The organism is Pseudoalteromonas sp. NS-SX12, assembly GCF_057367955.1.
This window is the reverse complement of sequence record NZ_CM170635.1, coordinates 169,111-195,860: the sequence shown is the minus strand read 5'-3', so window position 1 is coordinate 195,860 and position 26,750 is coordinate 169,111. Positions and strand designations below refer to the sequence as shown.

Below are 26,750 nucleotides of genomic sequence, written 5' to 3'. Positions count from 1 at the left end.
ATTACCAGAGGACATATTTTCGGAATAGCCCTCCAGCGAAATACCTGAAAGCTACTCCGTTGTATGATGGTGATGAATAGTGTTCAGTGTATTTAGCATGATATAAACCTTTTAAATAATAAGCCTGTTTGGCTTTTGTATTTATAGAAAAACATGAATTTTAATGCTTTGCAATAAAAAATAGCATCTTAATTGTGAATACTATATTTCAAAAAATAACATATCAATAAAAACAACATCTTAACCTTGTTGGTTGGTGCTTTAAAATTAGCTTGTATAGGCCTGTATATACAAGTTAAATTGTCATTTTTAGTGTGTTTTATTGATTAAATTGGTCAAGTGGGTATTTTGTCTTGTTTGATGGTTTATGTTTAACCTGACGACAAAATTAGTCGAATAATTAGTATCAGGTTTGATTAAGAAAGCAGCTTATCAAGGGGAAAATTATCAACACTGCAATTTTAATGTACTCAATAGCTAATACATTAATGTTGAAAGATAATTAAAGTAATATGTACATTTTAAATGCAACAGAAACTCCCTAATTAAAAATAAAAGTATTAGGTCAAATTACGCTTGTTTTATAAAATAGTGTTTAATTTATCACTAGGGCTTAGCGTAAAGCGCAATTTGGACTTAGTTTGTTTGGTCTGGTAGTAAAGTAGCCGTTTCAACAACGGCGTTAGATTAGTTATTTGAGGTTAGATGTGAGTAAAACTTTGTGTGAATGGAAGCGCAAAGAAATTGAGCAAAAGCTAGAAAAGCTAGCGGCGTTAGTTAATACCCCTCGCTTTGTCTGTAAAAAGTGCGCGCGCTGTGCAAATGACAAAAAGAGTTTATGTAAACCCATGCCATTATAAATGGATTTTATTGGACTCGTTTGGCGCGTTTTTTAAGTTACTGTTAACACGTAATAATTGTGCAATAAAAAATACATAAACTAATCTATAAGTTAATTGCATAAATTAGTATTACATGGAAATGGAATCTAATATCTCGGCGACGCCGTTATATTTTGAAAAAGAATTAAGTTGGTTGTCTTTCAACGAACGCGTGTTACAAGAAGCAAAAGATCAAACTAACCCGATTATTGAGCGCATCCGCTTTTTAGGCATATTCTCTAATAATCTTGATGAGTTTTTTAAAGTACGTGTTGCCGATGTTAAACGCAGAATTTTACTCGATGAAGTTAAAAAGCTTCCTTCTACGCACATTCAGTTACTTGCCGAAATTCAAGAGAAAGTACTCAAGCTCAACGAGAAGTTTGACGATATTTACCAACAAATTTTAATCGATTTAGCGCGTTATAATATTTACATCTCAAAGCCAGAACAGCTAGATGAAGCAGCACGAGCATGGTTAAGCGAGTATTTTATCAATAATGTACTCGATCACATGACGCCAATTAAAGTCAGTGATGCCCCAGAGAAGAAAATTCACCTAAATGATTCGTGTGTTTATATTTTGGTTTCGCTTAACGGTGAGCGAGAGCAATATGCAGCACTTGAAGTGCCACAAACCATTAATCGCTTTGTCATTTTACCTAGCAAACGTAACAAAAAAGATAAGCACATTGTCGTAATAGATGACTTAATAAAGTACTTTTTGCGCGATATTTTTACCGGGCTTTATAAGTTTGATGACATATCAGGTCACGCGTTCAAACTGACGCGCGACGCTGAGTACAACCTTGATGATGAAGTAGACGAAGGTTTACTTGATAAAATGTCTAAAGGGTTAAAACAACGCTTAAACTCTGAGCCTACGCGCTTGGTATATGATGATGATATGCCCGAAGCAATGCTACGAATTTTGTGTAAAAAATTGGGTGTTAAACAATATGATTCGACTATTGGTTCGGCACGATATCGTAATTTTAAGGACTTTATCGGATTTCCGAATGTTGGGCGTAAATACCTTGAAAACCGTCCATTACCGGCCTTAAAAAATAAAGAATTTAGTCAGCAAGACAATGTTTTTAAAGCGATTAGTCTTGGTGATATTTTACTTTATTATCCCTATCATACCTTTAATCACCTCACTGAATTTTTAAGGCAAGCAAGTTACGACCCAAAAGTGACGCAAATTAAGATCAACATTTACCGAGTTGCAAAGCACTCACGTGTGATCAGTGCGCTACTCAACGCGGCGAGAAATGGTAAAAAAGTCACTGTGATGGTGGAGCTAAAAGCGCGCTTTGACGAAGAAAATAATATTGAATGGTCTCGATTGTTAAAAGAAGCGGGTGTAAAAGTAATATTTGGTATTCCAAGTTTAAAAGTACATTCAAAATTATGTTTGGTGTACCGTAAAGAAAAAGGTGTGATTGAAAAGTATGCACACATTGGTACTGGCAATTTTCATGAAAAAACCGCAAATATTTATACTGACTTTAGCTTGTTTACTAAACATTCTTACCTAACTCGCGAAGCCACCGATGTATTCCGTTTTATTGAATACAGTTACAAGTCGTTTAACTTTGAACATTTAATGGTTTCACCGGTAAATGCGCGTGAAAAAATCTATCAACTAATCGACAGCGAAATTAGCCAAGCAAAGTTAAAGCAACCAGCTGCAATTACGCTTAAGGTCAATAACTTAGTTGATACGGGCTTGGTTGATAAGCTTTATGAGGCGTCGACCTTTGGGGTGCAAGTTCGTATTATCGTTCGCGGTATGTGTAGTTTGATTCCCAATATTAAGGGAATTTCAGAAAATATTCGTATTATCAGTATTATCGACCGATTTTTAGAGCATCCTCGAGTTATGGTTTTTCATAATTCGGGTGACGAAAAGGTCTATATTTCGTCGGCAGATTGGATGACGCGAAACCTCGATCATCGAGTTGAAGTGGCGACTCCAATTTACGATAATGCGTTAAAACAAATAATAATTGATATTCTTGAATTGCAATTTAAAGACCGTGCTAAAGCGCGATTAATAGACTCAAGCCAACGCAACCACTACGTTCGTAGAGGCAATAAAATGAAGCTTCGCTCTCAAATTGCAATTTATGATTACCTGAAAAAGCGAGAAAACTCTTAATGAAAAGCACTGCAACAATTGCTGCGTTAGATATTGGTTCAAATAGTTTCCAGTTGATTGTTGCAAGGCAAATAAGCGGCCGTTTAGAAATCTTACACAAAGAAAAACTAAAAGTGCATTTAGCTGAAGGGTTAGACGCAGCCGGCAATTTAAGCGATGACGCGATAGTCAGAGCTGAAACTGCATTAAAAGAGTTTGCGACAACGCTGCAAGGGTTTAACGCAAATCACGTAAAAATCGTAGCCACATACACGGTACGAAAAGCAAAAAATAAATATCACTTTATTCAACGTGCGAAAAAAATCATTCCATTTAATATTGATGTAATTTCTGGATTGGAAGAAGCACGGTTAATTTACCAAGGCGTTGCTAATTATCGTGTTGATAACGATATAAGACTGGTGATAGATATTGGCGGTGGCAGCACCGAGTTTATTGTTGGCAAAGGATCCAATACGCATCAGCTTGCTAGCCGAAGCATGGGATGTGTTACATTTCAGCAAATGTTTTTTGCTGATAATTCTATTTCACATGATAGTTTTAACCGTGCCATTGTTGCTGCGAGCCAAGAAATAGAGCCAATTCTTAATGCATATCAAAATACCAACTGGCAGTGCGCTATTGGTACATCGGGTAGCTTTAAAGCAATTTTGAGTATCGTACAGCACACACTCGTTAATGACTCAGAGCATGATCAAATCACTTTATCAGACTTAAACGTAATCAAGCATAAGTTGATTTCGTTTGGCGATATTGAATATATCGAGTTGCTAGGACTGAGTGAAGAGCGTAAAGGTATTATCTGCTCTGCTGTCGCGATTGCCATTGCGTGCTTTGAGTTACTCAATATTAAGTCGTTATCGTATTGTGATTTCTCATTACGCGAGGGGGTACTACACGAGTTAATTGATTGCAGCGACAATCAGAACCTAAAGCAGCAAAGCATTGATAACTTCGCCCAGCGTTTTGACTGTGATAAAAGTCAATCTAGTCGTGTAAAAGCGATGCTTACTTGGTTGTTTGAACATGCAAACAAAGGTTGGAATGTAAATTTGCAATTGCAGAAAATCGTCTTTTTTGCTGCAGACGTATATGAAGTAGGCTTAAGCATAAGTTCGTCTAACATTCGTAAGCATTCAGCTTACATAATCGCGAATAGTTTACTTCCCGGTTTTAGCCAAGAAGAACAGCAGCTGTTAACCTTATTAGTACGGAATCATCGAAAGAAATTAAAATTTGAATCTGAACAGCTTGACTCAAATACAGATTTTAAAGAATTTATGCAGGCGATTTCTATCTTTAGATTAGCACTGTTGTTTACACAAAAGCGTCAATGTGACTTTGTTAAAATTGACCAGATCAAGTTTTTAGAGCACTCGATAGATGTAACGTTTGAGCATAATTGGTGGCAAGAACAACCTCTATTACAAGCAGACTTCGAAAAAGAAGCTATGTTACTGGAACTCCATGGCATCAACTTAAATTGCTTAAACCGTTAATATTAAAGCAAACTATAACCTAGCCGATATATAGGTAAGTTCTAGGAGTAATGTATGGATATTTTAATCCCATTTTTGCCGCGTATTAACACTGTGCACCCAGTGGACAAATCTACCTTATATGTCGTTGGCGTGAGCGATAATAAGGCTACAAAAGTGCGCCTTAAAAAGAATGAGGCAACTCTTTCCGAACTTAAAAAACAAAAAGAAGATACGACAAAAGAAAGCCATACAAGTGAAGATGATGAGGAGCATATTGACACTTGGGCTTGATTCTCACCTAAGAGCTCATGTTTTAACACCGCCTTTAGTCTTATTAATACGCGCAAAAATTGCTGAGAACCGATAAAGCTATCTGTAGGGTGTTGGTTTATTGAAAGCGGATTTACCATAACACCCATGTACATCCTATTTAGCCAATCAACACTGAAATACACCCTTTAACACATAAACGTCCCAGCTTTGTTGAAGTTTTAATACGCTTCTAATTCAAAAGAATGGGGGACAAAATATGCGTTGTGCGTGTAAAGAATGTGATTTACAGGTGTGGAAAGGTTATGGGGAAATAGGCTTTGGTTGTAAATGCGGTTATTCATGGCTACCTGAAAAGTACTATGCTGCGCTTAATGGTAAGGGAAGATTTAACTTTAGCGCTTTTTCAACGCATTTAAACACTACTAAAGGCACGGCAAGTAAACACGTATGCCCGCAATGTTCAAAAACACTTTTTGATAAAAACTTGGATGAAATAACACTTTCACATTGTGAGAATTGCAAAGGCGTTTTGTTTAACCTAACGCAATCCCAAACTTTTTTTGAATATTATAAGTTACCTAACTACGATAACCGTGCGTTACACATGCTAAGTGAATTGCCTTTTATTGCGCTTTTGTTTAGTTGAGGCGTAAAGAACACATCATACTTACTTATTGTTAAAGTTCAAAACGATGCTAATGCGTTAAACGCTTACATTTTTCGCCAAAGTTATGTGAAGTAATGTTTCTTACAAGAGGAACTCAAAAAAAGGCCCAATCTTTGAGTAATTCGGAATCTTTATAAGCTGGGCCTTTAGGGTTTAATTATTTACCTTTGGTCGGGGTGGTAAACAGTCGAGCGATAATATATCAGTAAGCTCGGGCCAAGGTTTGTCATAAGCTTGTCAATTTGTGAAAAAGTGTAGCATCTAACTTGCTTTCAATATTTGCGATTTGTCGACGCAATTAAGCCAAACTAGACCAAAACCGATTATATAGTTCTCAAGCTTATATTGCCTTATTTGTGAAATTAGCGCCGCTTTGTCTTTATCATCAAGTCCAAGTAAATTTACGGTTGCTAATAACACGCTTTGACTAACTTCTGAATAATCATATTGGTACATAGGTTTAGAGCGCTTACCAAAATACCCGTTTAAACCAAACCGGCTGACTAACCCTGGGTATTTTTGTCCAAGTGTTAAACCCTGGTTTAAAGGTTTATTCGTTTTGTCCCAAGGTAGTGCTGCAAGTTTCGGCGATAAATCAGATATTAGTTTGCGATGAAAAGCGCTGTGTAATTTGTACTTGGCAGGTAGATTCAACATCGTACACACGACCTCATCATTTAAAAATGGGTGTGTGCGATTATAGTGACTGTCGAGTAATTGCTGCCCAGCGACAACCATTCGTTGGCAACGGGCTTTTAAGTAAAATTGATCAGCCTGCTTCGCTGCATCGACATAGTTACAGATGTGCGCTTTCATAAAATCGTTAAGCGTTTTTTCCATACTAACACTGTCTTTTAAAAGCAGTTGAGCGATTGGCCACGTTTGTTTTGTTAATTCTTCACTGATATAACGTTCGATGCGTGGCACTGTATACTTGTTAAGTGAGCTCTGCCCGAAGAAACGAAAACCTGGCATGCCTCGGTCGTAGTAAAACGCACGATACGTTTCTGCGCCTGTACCGGTTATAATTGTTCGACCTTGGGTTTGATCTAATAGTTGATTGTCGATTAACGCATGCGCATGGTGAAACGGGACTTCGCCAATGCTTGCCGTGGTAATTCTTTTTATCGTTTGTCTATCAAAATGCGTGGCTGAGTTTTTTGAATGAAACAGTTTTAAATTACATGCATTAGCTAGCTTAATCGCATACTGAACATCCGTACTATTAACTTCGCCATAACACAGTCCTTCGGGCTTTAAGTTTAAAACCTCACATGCAGATAAGATAGCGCGAGAATCTAAACCGCCCGACAAAGATACTAACGGATTACTATCGTTTTTGAAGCAATTTCTTACTGCTTCAATAAACGCATCTTTTGCGTGGCTATATTTGGTGTTTTTGTTAAAACATTTAGCATATTGCGCCTGTATTTTTTGTTTCTCAAGCGTGTGATTGTTAAGGTTAACCTTAATCAGAGATTCACCAGTAAAATGTTGGGTGTACTTAATTATACAATCGCTGTTAAAAAGCTGCCCCAGCGCAAGCAGGTTACGTAAGGCTGTCTTATTAAATTCAACGTTATCTTCTAAGCAATTGATTAGGGCAGTTCGCGAGCTTGCAATAATGGTATGTTGTTGATGCTGATACACCAGTAACGGAAACGTACCAAATTCATCACTCGCTGCGTAAACAATACGGGTTTCTTTGTTAACTAGTACCCAAGAGCGACCGGTATAACACTTTTTTAGTCCATTCATTAGATCAGCGGTTATTTGCCTGTCTTGATTTCGATAGGCAACATCACCCCAAATATAAATGTCGAACAGATGTGTCGAATGACAGGTTAAGGCAAGACTAGTGTTAAAGTCGGTGATATTTGCTTTAAACCATTCGCCAATTTCGTTTCCAATAGATTTTGCTACGTTAAGACTAAATTGCGCCATATCAGGTACTCAAATAATAGTTTTCTTTATCTGAGCAATGAATGTGCCTTAGTTAATTCGTTGATTTCTAATGAATACTAAGGCGGATTCAGGAAGCTTTCGCATTATGCGACGCAATTTAAGTTTAAATCTACTCAATTACCGTTAGTTTTCGGTACGTATCATAGGCAAATTGATCTGTCATATTGCCGATAAAATCTTGTATTAAACGTGCACGATAATAAAACTCGTAGATCGGGTCGTTTTGTTTCAACGCATCCAATGCATCGACCGATTTTTTATATACGGACAGATATTTCGATGAAATTCGGTTTAGTAAGCGCGATTCAACCGAAAAATTAAATTCACCTGCGAGTAGTTTATTAAAGTCGTTCTGGGAATAGTCGAGCAAACACGCATATTCGTTAAGCAACGTAGTTATAATCTTGTGTCCTTGTAATTCAAGCTGCTGCACTTCGTGATGACAAAATACATATTTAAACGCTACTGACTTAAGGGCTTTCGTAATAGCATGTTGACAGCTATTGTCTTCAATAAGAGAGGCATTAAAGCTACCATGGAAAATTTCTTCAATATTATCGCAAAATCGAATTGCACTGTGTTTTACTAACGGGTGGAGCAAGTTAACGCGCAGACGAATGAAGAAATTGTTTTCGATATTGTAATCGTGTTTTTGTGCGTAATCGTAGGCATGTTCGCACTTACGCTGCATAAATAAGTTAAGTTCATCTTCATTAATATTAAACTGTGATAGTACATTGCGGTACTCTCGGTCTAATACGTCTATTAAGAAAGGGATCGAGATTAATCCTTTTTCTACTGCATCCTCTATGTCAGCTAAACAGTATGCAATATCGTCAGCGGCTTCCATAATGTAACTGGCAGGATGGCGATGACCTAACTCTATGCCAAGTTCGCCACAAAGCGTTTCAATAAATTCACTTTCACTAAAGTAATAGCCAACTTTTTTCATTAAATACTGTTTATTTGCTGGCACTTGCTGTTTAGGCAATGTGCCACAACGTGTGTATTTTAAGATACTGGCTGTTTGACAATAGGTTAGGTTAAGCGCAAATAAACTGTGAACATTTCTTATCGCCTGTGCATTACCTTCGTAATGACAAAGTTCGTGTAGTATCGAATGCGTAGGTGAAAGCGGGGATTCTTCACCCATATTTTTTGAAAATGCGTGCTTTGAAAGCGGATGAGCCTTTAAGTATTTACTAAACCAAGCATTTATCGCGGCTTCACCAAAATGACCAAACGCAGGATTACCGATATCGTGCATCAAGCACGCCATTTCAACTAAACTTTCTAATTCACGCTCAAGTGGTTTCAACCCGTATTGGGTAAGTTGGACTTCGCTCAGTGTATTAAATATGGTGTGTACAATAAATCGGCCATTTTGTTGCACTTCGAGAGAGTGGGTGAGACGTGAACGAACGGCTGCATTGCGCTCAAGGGGAAACACTTGAGTTTTTTGCTGCAATCTTCGCAATCCTGCGCTATTTATAATACGTCCACGATCGCTCTCAAGTGCGGTTTTAGTATTGTTAGTTTGATTCAACGGACGTTTAGCATTTATTTTCTGTTTGAAATCCATAGCGATATCGTTTTTCTGTTTTTTACAATTTAACACTCAGGCAAAACGGATTCTAGCGTGTTTTACTTGGTTCACTTAATGTTCAGTTTAATTTTGGCATGATGATTCTAACTTAAAGCCTAAAAGATGATTTTAAGTTTATATCCCGAGTATTTATGAGTTTATGAAAAGCAAAAACCCGCTGGGCTAGCGGGTTTTTTATTTTTAGTATGTCACGGTTAAATCTACTTCATGTACGGTGAATGACCCATTTCCATTATCTAAACGACACTCAACTTGATTTGTACCTGTCGATTTTGCAGATATATAACCACTTGAACTTAATTCAACAAAGTCTGACGAGAATCTTAGCTGCCAGTCAGCTTGTGTTGTTACATCAATTCGCTGCTGAACACTTGTGTCATCAATCAATACGTAAACGGCGTAACACGCCAATTGTTGGGATTGACCCACTCGCATATTAATTGGTTCAGGGTTTACTTCCATATAATAAAGCGAGAACTCAGAAACGGTTAGTTTAGCTTCACCTGAAGTGCCGTTGGAGCTTGCGATAACGTTAGTTACGCCACGTTGCTTAGTCGTTACTTTGCCATTGCTTTCGTTAACGGTAGCGATTGAATCATCTTCAATCGTCCAATTTACCGATTCTGTGATATCAAGCTCAGTGCCGTTTGCGTATACCCCCTTTGCGGTATATTGGATTGTCTGTGACTCGGGAACAACCTCATTAGCTGGCGAGACAATTATCTCTTTAAGTTGTGATGCATATACTTCGACATCGGCTGTATCACTCATCCCTGCATAGTTAAACAGTAATTCTGTGTTTCCGGGGCTTACACCTACTACAAAGATATTTGGGCCTTGCGGGTTCACAAATGCTATGGATTCATCAGCCATGCGCCATTGACCATCTTGTGTTACATCGAGTGTATTGCCATCAGAAAAATCAGCATAGGCTTTTGCTTTTACTTCAGATTTACCATCGGCACTGACGTGAACCGAAAATGAAGTTGGGTCAATATACACATTTGACAGAGTTGGGCCAGTAACCGTTGCAACGGTAGTATCAAACTCTCCCTTAAACATCGCTTTGATTTTAGATGTACCAACCGCAATTGCGCTTGCGGTTCCGCCATCTGCGCCTGTCGGCACGATAGATACCACCGAGGTATCAGACGATGTCCAAGTTGCCTGTGTTGTTACATCTTCAATATGGCCAGAAACGTAAGCTGCAATTACCTTAAATCTGCCTATTGTTTCAATTGGCACTTCTGGGTCGTTAGGTGATATTTCGAGATATTCGACTGGATCATCAAATACGTTAATTTGAGCCGAGCCTGTTTGACCTTGGAATGTTGCATTAACCTCTGTTGTGCCAATTAACGTACCATTTACGAGACCTGGGGTTGAAATGAATGCCAACGAATCATCATCAATTGTCCAATCACTGGTATTGGTAACGTCAATTAAATTGGTAAAATCATTGTCATATATAGCGTACGCACTGAGCTGACGAGAACCATTAACGTAGACATTAACATTTGCAGGCTCAATCACAATACCGGTCAATTGTGGCGGTAGTGCTAACACAGTAAGTTGACCATTACCCGTTAGCCCAGCATAAGTGGCAGAAATTCGAGCAACACCATCATTATTACCGGTCGCGAGGCCTCCATCTGCTCCTGAGGTAATAACTGTTGCAACGCCTGTATTATCCGATTTCCATGTAGCAAGTGTTGTAACATTGGTAAAAGAACCATCAGGGTGAATTGCTTGTGCTTGAAAATTAAAGGTTTCACCTTCATTAATTTGTTTTAAGAATGGTGTAACAGATATACGGTCAATTGCTTTGCCTGTCACTGTGATATCTGCAAGAGCAATTTTACCGCTGTATTCAGCTTGCACTTGGGTGTTACCTTGCTGATTCGCTGTTACTAGACCCGACGTTGAAACCGTAGCAATCGAAGTATCACTAATTTGCCAATTTGAACTGTTAGTAACTTCGAAACTTGTACCATTAGAGTAATTTACGAAAGTTTTAAATTGTTTTGTTTCACTCACATTGAGTTCAGCGCTAACTGGCGAAATAGTTAATGAATCGATAACTGCGGCTGTAACTATAAGCTCACCAGTAGACGTTAGCCCCTGATAATCAGCTTGAACGGCTGTAGCACCTTCAACTAGTGTTGCAAATAAACCATTACCATTATGAACTGCAATCGATTGTTCTAAAGATTGCCAATTTACCAATTTAGTAACATCAAAGTTACTTGAGTCACTGAAATAAGCATGCGCTTTGAACTGTATTTCTGAACCAGCAGGCGTCTCTTGAGGGGTAGGGTAAACAACAAGTCTTTCTATAATAGCAGGACCAACAGTCAGGTTAGCGTCATTTGATGTAATGCTGTTATAACTAGCAGTTATTATTACATCACCTGCAGAATTTCCAGTTGCCACTCCCGCAGCATCAATGGATGCAATGCTTGTATCATTACTAAACCAGGTTGCAAATTTGGTAAGTTCTTTATTTGATGCGTCAGTATAAATACCAAATGCCTGATACTGTACTTGACCACCTACATAGGTTGTTTTTGTAACTGGTGATACGTTGATGGATACAAGCTCAGCATCGGTAACCGTTGCATTAGTTTTACCGGTTTGACCGTCAAATTGGGCTGAAATTTCAGTGGTTCCAACATTTTCACCAAACGCGAGGCCTGGGTTTACTGAACCTGTTTCGATAGACACGATACTTGCATCTGCCGATTGCCAAAGCGCTTGAGTTGTCACATCTTTTATTGTTTTGTCAGAATAGATAGCTTTAGCAGTGTATTGTCCTTGGCTGCCTTTTGGTTTTTTAATATTTACCGGTGTGACTTGTAGCTCAGTGATAACTGCCTGTGTGACTGTTAGCACACCAGAATCATTCATGCCTTGATATTGACCAGTAATATTTGTTTGACCTGCAGTGTATGTTGTAGCTAAGCCTGCAGTATCCACTGTTGCGACAGCGCTTGTACTAGAGACCCAGCTCGCTGATGATGTTACATTATTAGATGTACCATCAGAATAGATTGCACGAAGGGTATATACTTGATTAACACCAGCTGCAACAGTTGCAACTTTTGGCTCTATCACAACTTGTTCAAGTACAGCTTCTGTGACGGTGATTAACGCGTCATCTTTCATTCCGCTATAAGTGGCTGTTACGGTTGTTTGACCTTGTTCTAATCCATATACCAATCCGCCACTAGCGCCAGAAGCTGTCACTGTTGCAATACTGCCATCAAGTGATTTCCACGTTGCGATTTGGGTGATATCTGCAGATGTCGAATCTGCATAGTAGGCTGTTGCTGTTAACTGACCTCTATGGCCTTTAGCTATGCTTAAAGAAGTAGGCATCACTGCAATATGGGTAATCTCGGCAGAAGTAACGGTTAATTTCGCTGTTACTTGTTGACCTTGAACTGTCGCAATAATGTTAACGCTACCGGTATTTGCACCGACTGCAACTGAAGGTGAGGATATATAGGCAATATTGTTATCATTTGACTGCCAAGTTGCTTGACTAGTTAAATTTTTAAAACTTCCGTCAGTATATTGACCTATAACTTCATATGATTGGCTATTGCCTTTTGCAATAGTTGAATTAGATGGGCTTATTACTAAGTTAACAAGCTCAGCATCGGTAATGGTTAGCGAGGTACTGTCTGTAAGTGATTCAAAGCTAGCCGATACATTTGTTTGCCCTACATATTTACTAATTGTATAGCCACCATTTAGGCCAGAGGTTTCGATGGTAGCGATGTTTGTATCACTAATTTGCCAAGTAGCAATGTTGGTTACATCTGCTGTGTGGCCATCAGTATAGTGTGCTGTTGCAGTATATTGGCCTTCTGTACCAAGTGGTACTTGTGCATCAACTGGGGTAATAACCAGTTTTTCTGATGCAGCTGCGGTTACAGTGAGTGAAGTACAAGCTTGCTTATCTAAATAATAAATACAGATTTGGGTAACACCAGGGGTATAAGTCTTTGCGATACCAGATTGGGCTCCCGTGAAGCCAATATTAGCTATTTCTTGTTCAGAACTTGACCAAACACCTAACTGAGTAACATTTTGTACAGAGTCATCTGTAAAACGAGCATAACCGGAATATGAAACATGTGTACCTGAAGGCGTTACATAATTAATAGGCGTTAATGTTAGCTCAACAAGTTCAGCATTCGTTACTTCAACAGAAGTGTTGGCAATGAGGTTTGCAAATTGAGCTGAAACGGTGGATTTACCAATACTGGTAGCAATTGCATAGCCAGCGTCATTACCATTTGGTGAAATCGAACCAATGCCATCCGCTAATCTCCATGAGCTGCTAAGGGTTACATCTTCAACGTGACCATCACTGTAAATCGCTTCAGCTTTATACTGGCCTTGAGTACCTAAGGGAAATACACCATCTTGAGGTGTAATTAATAAACGTTCTGCAACAGCATCTGTAACAGTAACAGAAGTTGAGTCAGCTAAGTTAATATCTTCATAAGTAAATGTTGCTGAAATAGACGTTGAGCCAATATTTACAGCATTAAACACTTGTGTTTTATTAAATTGACCGATTGTATCGTCTTCAATTTTCCAGCTTGATTGCAGTGTTACATCTATAGACTGTCCATTTTCAAGAATTAAGTTCGCTTGATATTGTGCTTTTGTACCAAGAGGGAGTCGTTTATCGATTGGTGTTATCACAAGTGACGAAACAGGGCTGTCAATAATCGCAAGTTGACCTTGGTTTTCGAGTGACTTAAATACAGCTTTGACATAAGTAATACCTGTTTGTTTTGCAACTACAGAAATAGAGTCTGAATCGTTTGCTTGGATCTCAGCTAGTTCAGCGTCTTGTATTTGCCAGGTAGTAGATTGTGTTACATCAAACCGTTGACCACTTTGATAACGCGCATATGCACGGTACTCTGTCGTTAACCCTACTAGTGTTTGATGCTGCAGTGGCGTAACATCAAGCCCAATTAAATCAGCATCATTGACGGTTAAGGCAGTGTCATCTGATACGGTGACACCATTACTTGCTGAATAACTTGCAGAAACAGTTGTGGCTCCAACGCTAACCGTTGTTGCTATACCAGAGGCTGTAATTGTTGCAATAGAATTTTCAGTGATTTGCCAAGACGCACTGTCAGTAACATCATGTGTCGAGCCATCACTCAAGGTGACCATGGCGGTGTAGTTTATATCAACTTCAGTAGGCACAGTGACATTATCAGGCGTAACGACGAGTGCAACAGGGTAGGGATCACAGGGATTATTATCACCACCACAATCACTTTTAGGTAGGCCAGAATTATCACCACCACAAGCACTGAGCAGTAAAAATGCATTTAGGGTCAATAAAAACTTAACAAACTTAGCCATTTACTGAACCTCTTTATTAATTCTAAATTCAATTTCTGACGATGTGACTACTGCACGACGATTATGTTTTCGATGATCTTCTGTATCATTATCCATAATGGGGTGAGTTTCACCAAAGAATGCAACTGTAATTCTGCTTTCGTTGATTCCATGACTTACTAGATAATTTTTTATCGCTTCAGCACGTTGTTTTGAAAGCCGGTTGTTATATTCAGCTGAGCCTTTACTGTCGGTATACGCTTTGATGGTAATTTCAGTTGTTGGGTAGCTTTTTATATGTGTTAAAAACTCATTAAATTCAGTTGAGGGCACAAAATAACTACTATCGAATGCAAACAACGTAGTAATTGATTGTTGTGCAACTACTTTTGTTAGTTCTTTAACAGTTGGTATTTGAATGGGTTTTTCTTTTGTAGTTTGCTGAGGTTTTGCAGCAGGAACGATATGCTGTGGATCAGTTTGTTTTTTACGTTTAAATTGATATGACAAGCCTAGCCAACCAATATGGCCATTACTGCTCCCAATTTGTTGGCTACCTAAGTCATTTATATATTGATAGGTTAAACGCGCTTGCCAGTTTTCAGCAACATTGTATTTCAAGCCAAGTGACGCTGTAGTGGTAAAACCGTCATCTTTACGCTTTTGTGAAGGTGATTGTGTTTCACCATACCAATTAAGCACACCTACTTTTGCGAATGTGTAAAAATTATCACTCAGTTCTAAATCATAGCCAATCGCAGCATCCCATGCTTTCATTTTTCCTTGGTAAGGTACATTAATACCACTTTCAAAATACGTTGCATTTACATCACCTAAGTTCATCAAGGATGATTCAATTAAATAATTGCTTTTAAATTGATACCCAATTAGACCACTAAACGCTGTGTCACGTTTATCACAATTAACAGCCCAAGGCTCGCAACCGTGTTGATACCGAATTGAGCCAATTTGAGCGCCAAGGTAAATAAAGTCACTTTCGAATTGTTCGTGCTTTGCCAAATCTTTATTTTCTAGTGCGTGAGAAGTATGAAAAGAAGTTAAAAACAGGGTTACAACCGATAACTTCCATTTACTAGTGAGAATTGTCATTACGAAATCCTAATTAATCCTTTTAAGTCTATTTTTATCAGTTAATTGTTTAAAAACAAAACAAACGGCAACATTTTTTAAAATTAAATATTATTTTTTCAACCTTTTTTGATCTCGATGCGACTAAGTAATAAATACTCAATATCTGGGATGATAAAAATGGATTTAAGTTACTTTTTAGCAAACTATGCAGACCTTCTAAGCCTATTACTTTCGCCGGTTGTAAGCCTATGGCTTTGTTTTATCGCAACACAATTACTCGTAAAGTCTAAGCAGCAGGCCGTTTAAGCAACAAGATCATTAAATTACTAACTTAAAATCAATTTTTTTGGTGATTTTGCTTAAAAAATGACAAATACGTATTGCCAAGCCAGAAAAAATGCATAACTATAGGGTCTGCAAAGGCAAAATAATAAAGATAGGAATCTATAATGAACAAAGCACAATTAGTTGAAAAAATCGCTGCGGACGCAGAAATTTCTAAAGCAGCAGCAGCTCGCGCATTAGACGCATTCACTGGTGCAGTGTCTACATCATTAAAAGACGGTAACTCTGTAGCGCTAGTTGGTTTCGGTACTTTCTCTGTTAAAGCACGTGCAGCGCGCACAGGCCGTAACCCACAAACTGGTGAAGAAATTCAAATCGCTGCAGCTAACATCCCTACTTTCAAAGCAGGTAAAGGTCTTAAAGACAGCGTTAACTAATTTGTAAAAGTTATCATCCCAATAACTTTAAAAAGGAGCGTTAAGCTCCTTTTTTATTGTTTGTTATTCAACTGTGAATTAAACCCATTTGGTAGTTATTCGATAAAATGGTACTGGGTAGAAACATGCTAACCAGGCTGAACCTGCAACGTAGTTATTTACATTGAATAATCCAACCTAGTTTGCAAAACAGTGAAATTGTCTATTTACTTTGGTCTTAACGCTTTGTCGCCACGACTTAAACCAACCGCACCAGAGCGCACAACCTCAATCACTTCTGTTTCATTTTTTAAGGTATCAATAAAAGATGCGAGCTTATCAACTGCGCCAACTAACTGCAGTGTGTAGGTTGTTTTACCCATATCTAAAATAGACGCACCGAAAATATCAACCACACGGGTTACGGCCGCACGTGTTTTCTCTTCATGTGCCATCACTTTAACTAATAATAACTCACGTTCAATATGACTTGCATCACTCAGGTCAATCACTTTATGTACATCTACTAACTTATTAACTTGCTTAGTGATTTGTTCAAGAATACGGTCATTACCTGTGGTCGTTATTGTAATGCGCGATAATGAGTCATCATCAGTTGGACCCACAGTTAAGCTGTCAATGTTGTAGGCGCGCTGCGAAAACAAACCAACAATACGTGATAGGGCGCCGGGCTCATTTTCCAAAAGAATGCTTAAAATATGACGCATTATGCTTTTACTCCTTTTTTCAGCCACATCTCATCAACTGAGCCATGACGAATTTGCATTGGATACACGTGTTCATTTTCATCTACATTGATGTCGATAAATACGAGTTTGTCTTTATGAGAAAATGCTTCTTTTAACTTTTCATTAAGCTCGCTTGGGTGGTCAATGCGTATACCAATATGGCCATAGCTCTCTGCGAGTTTTACAAAATCAGGCAGGGATTCCATGTAGGAACATGAATGACGACCCGAATAAATCATGTCTTGCCATTGGCGTACCATGCCAAGTGAACGGTTATTTAAAGACACTATTTTTACTGGCAAGCCGTATTGCATACAGGTTGATAATTCTTGAATATTCATTTGAATAGACCCATCGCCGGTAACACACACTGATTCTTTTTCAGGAAAAGCGAGTTTTACTCCCATCGCTGCAGGAAAGCCAAAACCCATAGTGCCAAGGCCACCAGAATTAATCCACTGACGTGGTTTTGCAAAAGGGTAGTGTTGTGCGGCGAACATTTGGTGCTGACCCACGTCTGAACTAATATAGGCGTCACCATTAGTTACTTCATAGAGTGCTTTAATTGCTGCTTGTGGTTTAATTTTTTTTGAGTCAGTTTCAAAACTTAAACAACGCTGTTCGCGCCAATTATTAATTTGTCGCCACCAATCTTCTTGCGCAGCGCGATCAATTTGAATCTCGCTTTTACTAATCGCACTTTGCAATTGTGCAAATACAGTCGCAAGATCGCCAACAACCGGTATATGACAGTGAATGGTTTTAGAGATAGATGTAGGGTCAACATCAACCTGAACAATCGTGGCGTTGGGACAAAACTTCTTAACATTATTGGTTACGCGGTCGTCAAAGCGTGCACCCAATGCAAGAATAACATCTGCGTTTGCCATTGCTTTGTTTGCTTCCAAATTACCGTGCATGCCAAGCATACCAATAAAGTTAGGGTGCGTGCCTGAAATACCACCTAATCCCATAAGGGTGTTGGTACAAGGTGCATTCAAGCTTTCAACTAGCTCTGTTAATTGCTCTGATGTATCAGATAACACAACGCCGCCGCCTGAGTAAATAACAAGGCGCTTAGCATTTAATATAGCGGATGCTGCTTTTTTGATTTGCTTTGGATGACCTTTGGTATTGGGGCTGTACGAACGCATCGATATGTCATCTGGCATAATGTAATCAAACGCAAGTGCCGGATTCAATATATCTTTTGGCAATTCCACAACAACGGGGCCAGGTCGACCTGACGCAGCTAGATAAAACGCTTTTGCTAGGGTTTCTGGGATCTTTTCTGCATCACGACAGTTAAAGCTGTGTTTTACGATTGGACGTGAGCAACCAACAATATCCGTTTCTTGAAAAGCGTCATCGCCAATTAAATTGGTGGGTACTTGGCCAGATAAAACTACCATTGGAATTGAATCCATATAAGCAGTTGCAATACCAGTAACGCAGTTAGTTGCACCAGGCCCTGATGTTGCAAGTACAACGCCCACTTCACCTGTTGCGCGCGCAAAACCATCGGCCATATGTGTCGCAGCTTGCTCGTGACGCACTAAAATATGATCAAGCTCGTTCTCAGCAAATAGGGCATCATAAATATCTAATACGCTACCACCGGGATACCCAAAAATATATTTAACCTTAAGTGCTTTTAACGCTTTAACAACAAGCTCAGCACCCGACATTTTATTACTGTCCATCCTCATTCCTCTGTGCAGTAGATAAAAAAAACCCCCGCTAGTTGCGGGGGCTTATTAACTTCAGTATGACAAAATTAACTAATAGCTCCCCGCTGGCGACTTAATTAAGACCAGGACGAAGACTGTAAGTAGAAGAAATAATGTCATTTAAATTTGCTCTAAAAATTGATTAACGTATTTGTATTATTTTTGTTAACTGTTGTCAACGGTGAATTCTTCAATTGACATAAATAATTCATTATTATCAGTATTAAAATTAAAAATGTGGTTTTTTTGGGTTATCTTTGGTTGCTGGTGAATTGAAAATGCAATCTTTTGAAAGTGTATACAATGATTTGTTATTACTGAATTAGTACGTTAATTTATTTCGGAATTTTGTATATAAAAAAAGGCCCAAATAGGGCCTTTATTCAAATGAGAAGCTAATTACTTATTTTCTTCTTTTTTCGCTTTTAAATTTGCTGCGTGGTCAATCTTGTACTCTGGCATTTCAGTTTTACCATTTAACAAGTAGTTATCCATCCAACGCATTAAACGTAGGCTGTAATCATATTTAGCAGCCATACGCTTGTTACCGTGACCTTCGCCTGGGTAGTAAATTAAGCGTACGTCTTTACCTTGTACTTTCATATAACGGTAAAGTTCCATTGATTGTGCTGGGTGAACACGAGGATCGTCTTTACCGTGCATGATCAATAATGGTGTTTTAGATTGACCAGCCCAATAAATAGGTGAACGCTCTAAATACCATTGCCATTTGTCCCAAGGGTAAGAACGCGCGTGTACTAGGTGCATTTCGTTCGAAATGTCAGTAGTACCAAATTTTGATAATTGGTTAGTTACACCAACAAACATTACTGATGTTGCAAAATGTTCAGTGAGTTTTGTAGCGGCCCATGCTGACGCATAACCACCGTATGAACCACCTGTAATACCAACGCGTTTAGTATCAACTAAGCCTTTATCGACAAGGTGTTGCTTAAAACGAACAAGATCGTTGAACTCTTCGCCTGCATAGTCATTTTGACCAAGTTTAGAGTAGTCAACGCCTTTACCTGTCGAACCACGGTAGTTAGGGTACAGAACTGCGTAACCACGTGCAGCAGCTACTTGACCAGGACGAGAGTAGTTAGTTACCCACCCATCTTTGTCGTGACTTTCAGGGCCACCGTGAACCGACATAATTAGCGGATAACGAGTACCTTCTTGATAATCTAATGGATAAACAAGTACGCCATCTAAACGTGTTCCATCTTCGGCTTTGAACGAGATAGTTTCTTGTTTAGCTAGACGTTTGTCATTTAACCACGCGTTTGAATCTGATACGCGAATATCTTTTTTGCCACGTAGCATAAACGCTTCAGTCGGATGTTTACGTGAGTGACCCGCAAACGCAACTGTCTTATCTGAATCTGAAATAGATAAACGGCCAGCAATTAATTTACCGCGTTTAAGCTTAGTTTTGTATTTACTTGAACCCGGCTTAATTGTTGCGATAAAGCTCTCAGTATCAATTTGCGCTACGAAATGCAGAGTATTTGACTTATTTGCCCATTCGAAATCGCTGATGTGGCCTTCAAAATTAGGTAACCAGTTTTCAATTTTACCTGATTCTGCATCTGCCAAATATAAGCGGCCTGTTGCTGGGTCGTGCTTGTCTTGTGCACCAAGAATTGCGACATACTTACCATTTGGTGAAAATTCAGCTGCACCTAATTTGCCTTCAGTTGCAAATGAAGTAACTACTTTTTTGCTCGAAAGATCAAAGATATGCCATGTTGATTTCATGTACTTATCGTCGATAAGTGCTGAAGGCTGTGTTTTAACTAGTAGCTTTTTAGCATCACTTGACCAGTTAACATCGCTTACGTATTGATCAATTCCTAACCCTTCAAGGGCGATTGGCTTTTCGTTTACAGCTAAATCAACAACCATTAATTCTGCAGTTGTTAAACCAAGCTCATAAGTTTCTGCTTTAAAGCCTAATTTTGCCAATTCTTTGTCTGTTTTCGGTTTAGCAGGCTTTGCAATAATCGCAACGTGTTTGTTGTCTGGGCTTAGGTCATAAGACGAAATAGACGTGCCTTTTAAGGAAATTACTTTTTGCCATTGACCACCATTTACCGGAATGCGGTAAAGGGTTTTAAATTTGTCTTCTTTAAACTTTGCTAAGAAGTAAACAAACTTACCGTCCGCGGAATACTCAAGACTTGAGATATTTACTTTACCAGTAATGAAAGGGCGCTCATTACCTTTAGCGTCAGTAAGATAAAGTTCGCTGTAGTTAAAACCATCTTTTTCTACATAAATTTCACGTGGCACAGAGCGGGTAAATGCAACTGCATCGCCATCTGGGCTAATTGCAGTTTGGCCAACTGATTGGATTTTTGTTAAATCTTCTAGTGTTAGTGTGTCATTAGCAAAGGCAGCGCTTGTAGATAAACCTAGCGCGACAGCTAATGCTGATTTGATTAGTTTCATTGGGTCCTCGTTTACTGATTGTCAGCGGGTAGTAGTCTAAAATGACGAAAGTAAAAGGCAAGAAAATGCGATAAAAAAAGGTGACTTACGTCACCTTTTTAAAAATTATAATGCTTCGATAACTGCTTGGGTAAAGTCAGTCGTTCCGTGGCTACCACCTAAGTCGCGTGTAGTACGGTCGCCTGTTTTAATTACGTGAGCAATGGCTTTACGAATACGCTCAGCTTTTTCTGCTTCACCTAAATACTCTAGCATTTGAATAGACGCAAGAATCACAGATGTTGGGTTTGCAAGGTTTTTACCAGCGATATCTGGTGCACTACCGTGTACCGCTTCAAAAATAGCAGCATCTTTACCAATATTTGCACCTGGTGCCATACCTAAACCACCAACAAGGCCAGCACATAAATCAGAAAGGATGTCACCGAATAGGTTAGTTGTAACCATCACGTCGAATTCTTCTGGGTTCATTACTAACTTCATACATGTCGCATCAACAATCATTTCAGCAGATTCAATTTCAGGGTAACGCTCAGCAACTTCACGCGCTACTTTCAAGAAAAGGCCCGATGTCGATTTCAGAATGTTTGCTTTGTGTACAGCAGTTACTTTTTTACGACCTTCACGCTTTGCTAGTTCGTAAGCAAAAGTAACGATTTTCTCAGCGCCTTCACGTGTGATCTTTGACATTGCCTCTGCTTCAGTACCATCTTCAGATACAACTTGGCCAAGACCAGAGTACATGCCCTGAGTATTTTCACGGATTGTGATGATATCAATGTCGTCGTAACGCGCTTTAGTACCTTCAAATGACTTAACTGGGCGAACGTTAGCGTACAAGTTAAACTTTTTACGTAATGTAACGTTAATTGACGTAAAGCCTTCACCTACAGGTGTTGTTAGTGGGCCTTTTAAAGTGATTTTGTTGCGTTCGATTGCATCAAGGGTTGCTTGTGGTAAAAGCTCACCTGTTTTTTCAAGTGCAGCAAGACCCGCATCAACAAATTCATACTCATAATCGCAACCAACTGCATTTAGGATCTCAAGCGCTGAATCAATGATGCTTGGACCAATACCATCGCCTTTAATAACCGTAATGGTTTGCTTAGACATTAAATTTTCCTTTAACTGAATCGAGCTACCCGGTTGGGTAACTGTGTACGTGAGATTGTCACGAACAAGCATAGCATCATGATGCCAACTGGTTAGTTATTAATGCTTGCTCATATTATTATTCAACGGCTATTTATAGCAATTTTTAGCAGATTAATCCACAAAAGGCGTAAAAATGACGGTATTTGTAATTATAAAACCCTGTTAACAGGACTAAAGTCTAATAACTTGGTTAAATAATTATCTAAATTTTCTATTTGAAGTTGTTGTTGAGCATAAATCATCTGCTGCTTTATGTACGCCGGCTGTTGTTCTAACGTTTGACCTAAGTAAACCAAATTACAAAGTACTAAGTGAACAAAACATGCACTGTGTACCTCTGTACCCTCAGTTAATTGATACCCGCTTTGGCTAATTTCAAAAAACGGGTTTGCTTTTACCTGATCAGGTAATTCTTGGTTATGTAACGCATAAAAATTAACTAACGAATTGATATCTTTAATGCTGTGTTTGGGCGTAGTGGTGTTTATCGGCAACACTATGCCGTGCGGAAACAGTTTAAAGGTAAATGCGATGTACTTTAATGCGTAATTGATGACTTTTTGACATGGAAAATGCGGGTCGATAATTTTGTAGCTTTCAATAAACGAAATCAACAACGAAACGCGGTTTTCTACGTAATGCCAATTGAGCTTTCCTAAACTACGTAAACGTTGCAATAACTGCTGATTTTCTAATAAGTCAGGTAATTGCTCAATGCCTACCAGTGCAATGGCGTGCCTAATATCTGATATGGGATTGTGTGAAAATCGCTGTGCTAAATTAAGCACTAACGTGTTGGCATTTGGATTTTTTGCAAGCTCGCCAAGTAATTTTCCAATACTAAAATGCGCCGCTTTTCGAATTACATGTAAATCATGAGTAGTAAAGTATTCATTAATATGAGGTGCGTTGACGAACTTCACTAACTCCGGCAATTTTTGCCACAAACCAATAAGCGATTCAATTTGATTCGTCGCGGCAACGCGATGCTTGACTACACGTGCACTGGTTTTTACTTCTTTATATGACTTACTATCGGTGTGGTAACACAGTAATTTATTGTTTGATACTTGTCCCAATACACGTAATTCGAGTCCTTCGTTTCGAACCGTCTCTCCGGGTAATGGGTTATTAAATAGTTGGCCAAGTTCAGTTAAAAGTGACTTATCTTCAGTACGTGTTGTCTTTAAATAAACAGTGTGTATTGCGTCACGTAAGGTGCGCGCTGGCATATCATCAACACAGGTAATCGCTTTAGCCAGTACGTAACTTAAACGCACAATTCGGTTATCGATAGAATAGTGCGGTTGCTGTTTTATTTTAGCGACAAGATCCGTTTGCAATAACGGCAATTTGCTTAAATGTGGTTTAACAAACTGATAGGTGTAGCGATAACGGTTTTTGTAGCGCTCATGTTGTTTTGCATTTAACAATGTTTTTGCAGCAACACAATTAAGCTCGTTAGATATGGATACACAATGTGATATCGCACTTTGCAGTAGTTTTACGCACGCGATTCGATTTAAACCGCTTATCTTTGCAAAAATACAAATTAAAATACATTGGCGACTAATCAAATTAGTTGCGTAATTGTACTTTGCGTTATAAACAGCAAGGGTTGCTATCGAAACGTGTTGATTAGCGTGAAATGTTTCTTCAATGCGTGTCGCGGCATCAACAAGTAATGGGTAGGCTGAACGCCATTGGGTTTTGTCATTATAAACGTTAAATAGTTTGTCTAAACTATCCACGCTCTCCATTAATTGCTGGGCTAAATCCACTCAAATGTTCACTTATTATTCGTTAATTAACTCTATCATACGCAATTTCTGCGCCAGGACCCCACGCAACGAGTTGTTCATTTTTGAAAAACATCCCCGTGCATTCATCTTTGGTAGTAATACCATCAGAATGTTCATGCTGCGTGCGGTAATAGATAATTTGAAATACGTCGTCACCTTTGCGCTTTGCAAACGTTAAGTCAGGCGAACCTAAATTGTTGAATACTTGATCTAAAAATACAGGAGAGTCGGCCTTTAATTTACTAAGATACCGTTTATTGAAAGATTCCCTATCTTGCCAATACATGCCTTGTGGGTCGTCTTTATAAAAGTTAATAATAAGGCCCGCGGCAATCGCATAAATCCCTAACCCTAAGACAATGTATTTCAGAATTTTATTATTCATACTAAGAACTCGGTAAACGTAGTGCCTTCAAACTGAAACCAAGATGAATATCTTGGCGCAAACTTACCAATAGCTTAGCACGAATATAGGCATCATGATTGTCGTTTAACTTGTTGAAAACACGTTTTAACTCATCTGGATAGTCAGTCGCTAAAAGGGCGTCTTCAACTGACGGGAATTGCGTTAATAAATTGACTGCGCCTTGCTTGCCAATTCCACTTACCCCCGGAATATCATTCGTTTTATCGCCGTTGAGCGCCCAAAAATCGGTGAGTTGTGAAGGGGCTAACGAAAATTTATCAATTACAGACTGAATCGAAATATATTCGCTTTTAAAGTAGTCATACACATGAATGTAGTCGCCAAGTAAAGGCAAAAAACCTTTGTCGGTAGAGACTATTGTTGACGTTACTTTATTGGTAGACGCTTTACTTGCCAGTGTTGCGATTACGTCGTCTGCTTCATCGTGCTCAGGTACATAAACCGTTATGCCAAGTTCAGAAAATGCTTGGTAAAGTTTAGGCAGTGCATCGGCTAACTCATTAGGCATTGGCTTTCGTGATTGTTTGTAATCTGCATAATAGTGATAGCGCCAGCTCGTATCACCATCAAACACGGCAATAGCATGTGTAGCGTTCGTATTTTTTAACAGTTTTCGCGCCGCATTAACGACCCTAAAATAAGTGTTTTTGGCAGCCAAACTTGCATCATTTCCTGCTTGCTGACTATCAACAGCATAAATTCGCCTTATTAAATTAAGCGCATCAATAAGTAGTAAATGAGTTGCCATGAATACCTTAACGTTAAGAAAAACTAATACGCGTTGTAAATGAACTTAATTATGAACATAAAAAAGGCGCTAATGAAGCGCCATTTTACCTGTTTTTATTCAGAATATTAAGTTTCTATACGATAGCAGGGGGTATAAACCGCACCAGGTAGTTTCATTCTTCCTTGTGCTACAAATGCAGCGAGCAGCTTATCCATTTTAGTCATTAATTCTTTGTCGCCCGAAAGTGCAAACACACCATGGCGCTTAATCGCTTTAATGCCTTCATCTTTAACGTTACCGGCAACAATGCCAGAAAACGCACGCCTTAAATTAGCGGCTAATTGCTCTTTCGGTTGGTTCAAGTTTAAATTAAGGTTTGCCATATTATTATGTGTTGGCTCGAACGGTAATTGAAATTCAGGTTCAATTTTCAAAGACCAGTTATAATGGTATGCATCGCCTCGTTCTTTACGGTACTCTCTAACGTTTGCCATATTCTGACTAAAATACTTACCAACCGCTTCAGGGTCATCAATGATCACTTTAAATTTAGAAAGCGCTTCGTCGCCGAGGGTCTCTTTTACAAAGTTAACCAGCTCATCAAAATAAGCACGTGACGATTCAGGGCCTGTTAACACCACCGGCAGTGCTTGTTTTGCGTTATCAGGGTGAAGCAAAATACCCAATAAATAAAGTAATTCTTCGGCTGTACCTGCACCGCCCGGAAAAATAATTATACCATGCGCAGTTCGAATAAATGCCTCTAAGCGCTTTTCGATATCAGGTAAAATTACCAGCTGATTAACAATTGGGTTAGGGGGCTCGGCCGCAATAATACTTGGTTCAGTTAATCCTAAGTAACGGTTTTGCGTAAAACGTTGTTTTGCATGTCCAATTGTGGCCCCTTTCATCGGGCCTTTCATTGCACCTGGTCCACAACCAGTGCATATATTTAAATTACGTAAGCCTAGTTGATAACCAACTTCTTTGGTGTACTTATATTCAACTTCTTTTATAGAATGTCCGCCCCAACACACGATCATGTTGGGATCTTCGCTTGGCTTTAATACTCGAGCATTACGCAGCATATCGAATACAACATGGGTAATGTGCGATGAGCTCGTAAGGTTTATTTTGCCATCTTGATATTTGTCTTTAATAAACACAATGTCGCGAATAACTGCGAGTAAATGTTCGTTAATACCGGTAATAATTTTACCGTCGACAAATGCATGCTCAGGGGGGTTAATAAGTTCCACTTTGATACCGCGCTCACGACACAGTAAGTTAATATCAAAGTCTTGGTATTTGTCGTAAATTTCAACACTAGAATCAGTATGGCTACCGACATTAAGAACCGCGAGCGAACAATTGCGGAATAAACGATAAAGCTCGCTAGTTGATGAGCGTTTAAGCGCTTCAACTTCTAATTGTGAAAGTAAATCTAACGCGCCTGTTGGATTGATCTGTACTTGCATAGGCGACTCCTTGTAC

At 38.9% G+C, this 26,750-nt stretch carries 17 protein-coding genes; 5 read left to right on the top strand and 12 right to left on the bottom strand.

What is annotated here, in order from left to right; translation table 11 throughout:
* The first annotated feature begins 975 nt into the window (after positions 1 to 975).
* The 4 genes from ppk1 (at position 976) to AC2IOM_RS15050 (ending at position 5,445) form a co-directional block, all read left to right on the top strand.
* A complete protein-coding gene (gene ppk1, locus AC2IOM_RS15065) occupies positions 976 to 3,045 on the top strand; it encodes a polyphosphate kinase 1 (RefSeq protein WP_486360260.1) in 2,070 nt (689 codons plus the stop codon).
* On the top strand, positions 3,045 to 4,544 hold the full coding sequence (locus AC2IOM_RS15060; protein ID WP_486360259.1) for a Ppx/GppA phosphatase family protein: 1,500 nt from the start codon (positions 3,045 to 3,047) through the stop codon (positions 4,542 to 4,544). Before ppk1 ends, AC2IOM_RS15060 begins: the two co-directional genes overlap by 1 nt.
* 54 nt (positions 4,545 to 4,598) lie before the next feature.
* A complete protein-coding gene (locus AC2IOM_RS15055; RefSeq protein WP_486360258.1) occupies positions 4,599 to 4,817 on the top strand; it encodes a hypothetical protein in 219 nt (72 codons plus the stop codon).
* 238 nt (positions 4,818 to 5,055) lie between these two features.
* A complete protein-coding gene (locus AC2IOM_RS15050) occupies positions 5,056 to 5,445 on the top strand; it encodes a hypothetical protein (RefSeq protein ID WP_486360257.1) in 390 nt (129 codons plus the stop codon).
* Positions 5,446 to 5,727: 282 nt separating this feature from the next.
* On the opposite strand, the gene AC2IOM_RS15045 is transcribed toward AC2IOM_RS15050, so the two are convergent.
* From AC2IOM_RS15045 to AC2IOM_RS15030, 4 genes are all read right to left on the bottom strand, one after another.
* Positions 5,728 to 7,410: an asparagine synthase (glutamine-hydrolyzing) gene (locus AC2IOM_RS15045; protein WP_486360256.1), complete on the bottom strand. Its 1,683-nt coding sequence runs from the start codon at positions 7,408 to 7,410 to the stop codon at positions 5,728 to 5,730.
* 130 nt (positions 7,411 to 7,540) lie between these two features.
* The gene (gene dgt, locus AC2IOM_RS15040) at positions 7,541 to 9,013 is read right to left on the bottom strand and encodes a dGTPase (RefSeq protein ID WP_486360255.1); all 1,473 of its coding nucleotides are present in this window, start codon (positions 9,011 to 9,013) and stop codon (positions 7,541 to 7,543) included.
* Positions 9,014 to 9,217: 204 nt separating this feature from the next.
* Positions 9,218 to 14,437, bottom strand: coding sequence for a beta strand repeat-containing protein (locus AC2IOM_RS15035; protein ID WP_486360254.1), 5,220 nt, complete (start codon positions 14,435 to 14,437; stop codon positions 9,218 to 9,220).
* Positions 14,438 to 15,526, bottom strand: coding sequence for an OmpA family protein (locus tag AC2IOM_RS15030; protein ID WP_486360253.1), 1,089 nt, complete (start codon positions 15,524 to 15,526; stop codon positions 14,438 to 14,440).
* A 431-nt stretch (positions 15,527 to 15,957) separates the two neighbouring features.
* Between AC2IOM_RS15030 and AC2IOM_RS15025 the strand changes: the two genes are divergently transcribed.
* Complete coding sequence (locus AC2IOM_RS15025) at positions 15,958 to 16,230, top strand: HU family DNA-binding protein (protein ID WP_010559147.1); 273 nt, start codon at positions 15,958 to 15,960, stop codon at positions 16,228 to 16,230.
* Between the two features lie 206 nt (positions 16,231 to 16,436).
* On the opposite strand, the gene ilvN is transcribed toward AC2IOM_RS15025, so the two are convergent.
* From ilvN to ppnN, 8 genes are all read right to left on the bottom strand, one after another.
* On the bottom strand, positions 16,437 to 16,937 hold the full coding sequence (gene ilvN, locus AC2IOM_RS15020; RefSeq protein ID WP_010559148.1) for an acetolactate synthase small subunit: 501 nt from the start codon (positions 16,935 to 16,937) through the stop codon (positions 16,437 to 16,439).
* The gene (locus AC2IOM_RS15015; protein WP_138630737.1) at positions 16,937 to 18,661 is read right to left on the bottom strand and encodes an acetolactate synthase 3 large subunit; all 1,725 of its coding nucleotides are present in this window, start codon (positions 18,659 to 18,661) and stop codon (positions 16,937 to 16,939) included. Before AC2IOM_RS15015 ends, ilvN begins: the two co-directional genes overlap by 1 nt.
* Positions 18,662 to 19,087: 426 nt before the next feature.
* Complete coding sequence (locus AC2IOM_RS15010) at positions 19,088 to 21,142, bottom strand: alpha/beta hydrolase family protein (protein WP_486360252.1); 2,055 nt, start codon at positions 21,140 to 21,142, stop codon at positions 19,088 to 19,090.
* Positions 21,143 to 21,247: 105 nt separating this feature from the next.
* Entirely contained in the window at positions 21,248 to 22,255 is a 1,008-nt protein-coding gene (locus AC2IOM_RS15005) for an isocitrate dehydrogenase (RefSeq protein ID WP_010559151.1), read from the bottom strand.
* Positions 22,256 to 22,446: 191 nt separating this feature from the next.
* On the bottom strand, positions 22,447 to 24,048 hold the full coding sequence (locus AC2IOM_RS15000) for a hypothetical protein (protein WP_486360251.1): 1,602 nt from the start codon (positions 24,046 to 24,048) through the stop codon (positions 22,447 to 22,449).
* A gap of 52 nt (positions 24,049 to 24,100) precedes the next feature.
* Complete coding sequence (locus AC2IOM_RS14995) at positions 24,101 to 24,484, bottom strand: DUF3192 domain-containing protein (RefSeq protein ID WP_010559153.1); 384 nt, start codon at positions 24,482 to 24,484, stop codon at positions 24,101 to 24,103.
* Position 24,485: 1 nt separating this feature from the next.
* Complete coding sequence (xni, locus tag AC2IOM_RS14990; RefSeq protein ID WP_486360250.1) at positions 24,486 to 25,274, bottom strand: flap endonuclease Xni; 789 nt, start codon at positions 25,272 to 25,274, stop codon at positions 24,486 to 24,488.
* A 107-nt stretch (positions 25,275 to 25,381) separates the two neighbouring features.
* Entirely contained in the window at positions 25,382 to 26,734 is a 1,353-nt protein-coding gene (ppnN, locus tag AC2IOM_RS14985) for a nucleotide 5'-monophosphate nucleosidase PpnN (protein ID WP_486360249.1), read from the bottom strand.
* Positions 26,735 to 26,750: the final 16 nt, after the last annotated feature.

Excerpts from the sequence above, each read along its gene's own strand:
- ppk1 (WP_486360260.1), top strand. The coding sequence starts at position 976 with ATGGAAATGGAATCTAATATCTCGGCGACGCCGTTATATTTTGAAAAA.
- AC2IOM_RS15060 (WP_486360259.1), top strand. The coding sequence starts at position 3,045 with ATGAAAAGCACTGCAACAATTGCTGCGTTAGATATTGGTTCAAATAGT.
- AC2IOM_RS15055 (WP_486360258.1), top strand. The coding sequence starts at position 4,599 with ATGGATATTTTAATCCCATTTTTGCCGCGTATTAACACTGTGCACCCA.
- AC2IOM_RS15050 (WP_486360257.1), top strand. The coding sequence starts at position 5,056 with ATGCGTTGTGCGTGTAAAGAATGTGATTTACAGGTGTGGAAAGGTTAT.
- AC2IOM_RS15045 (WP_486360256.1), bottom strand. The coding sequence starts at position 7,410 with ATGGCGCAATTTAGTCTTAACGTAGCAAAATCTATTGGAAACGAAATT.
- dgt (WP_486360255.1), bottom strand. The coding sequence starts at position 9,013 with ATGGATTTCAAACAGAAAATAAATGCTAAACGTCCGTTGAATCAAACT.
- AC2IOM_RS15035 (WP_486360254.1), bottom strand. The coding sequence starts at position 14,437 with ATGGCTAAGTTTGTTAAGTTTTTATTGACCCTAAATGCATTTTTACTG.
- AC2IOM_RS15030 (WP_486360253.1), bottom strand. The coding sequence starts at position 15,526 with ATGACAATTCTCACTAGTAAATGGAAGTTATCGGTTGTAACCCTGTTT.
- AC2IOM_RS15025 (WP_010559147.1), top strand. The coding sequence starts at position 15,958 with ATGAACAAAGCACAATTAGTTGAAAAAATCGCTGCGGACGCAGAAATT.
- ilvN (WP_010559148.1), bottom strand. The coding sequence starts at position 16,937 with ATGCGTCATATTTTAAGCATTCTTTTGGAAAATGAGCCCGGCGCCCTA.
- AC2IOM_RS15015 (WP_138630737.1), bottom strand. The coding sequence starts at position 18,661 with ATGGACAGTAATAAAATGTCGGGTGCTGAGCTTGTTGTTAAAGCGTTA.
- AC2IOM_RS15010 (WP_486360252.1), bottom strand. The coding sequence starts at position 21,142 with ATGAAACTAATCAAATCAGCATTAGCTGTCGCGCTAGGTTTATCTACA.
- AC2IOM_RS15005 (WP_010559151.1), bottom strand. The coding sequence starts at position 22,255 with ATGTCTAAGCAAACCATTACGGTTATTAAAGGCGATGGTATTGGTCCA.
- AC2IOM_RS14995 (WP_010559153.1), bottom strand. The coding sequence starts at position 24,484 with ATGAATAATAAAATTCTGAAATACATTGTCTTAGGGTTAGGGATTTAT.
- xni (WP_486360250.1), bottom strand. The coding sequence starts at position 25,274 with ATGGCAACTCATTTACTACTTATTGATGCGCTTAATTTAATAAGGCGA.
- ppnN (WP_486360249.1), bottom strand. The coding sequence starts at position 26,734 with ATGCAAGTACAGATCAATCCAACAGGCGCGTTAGATTTACTTTCACAA.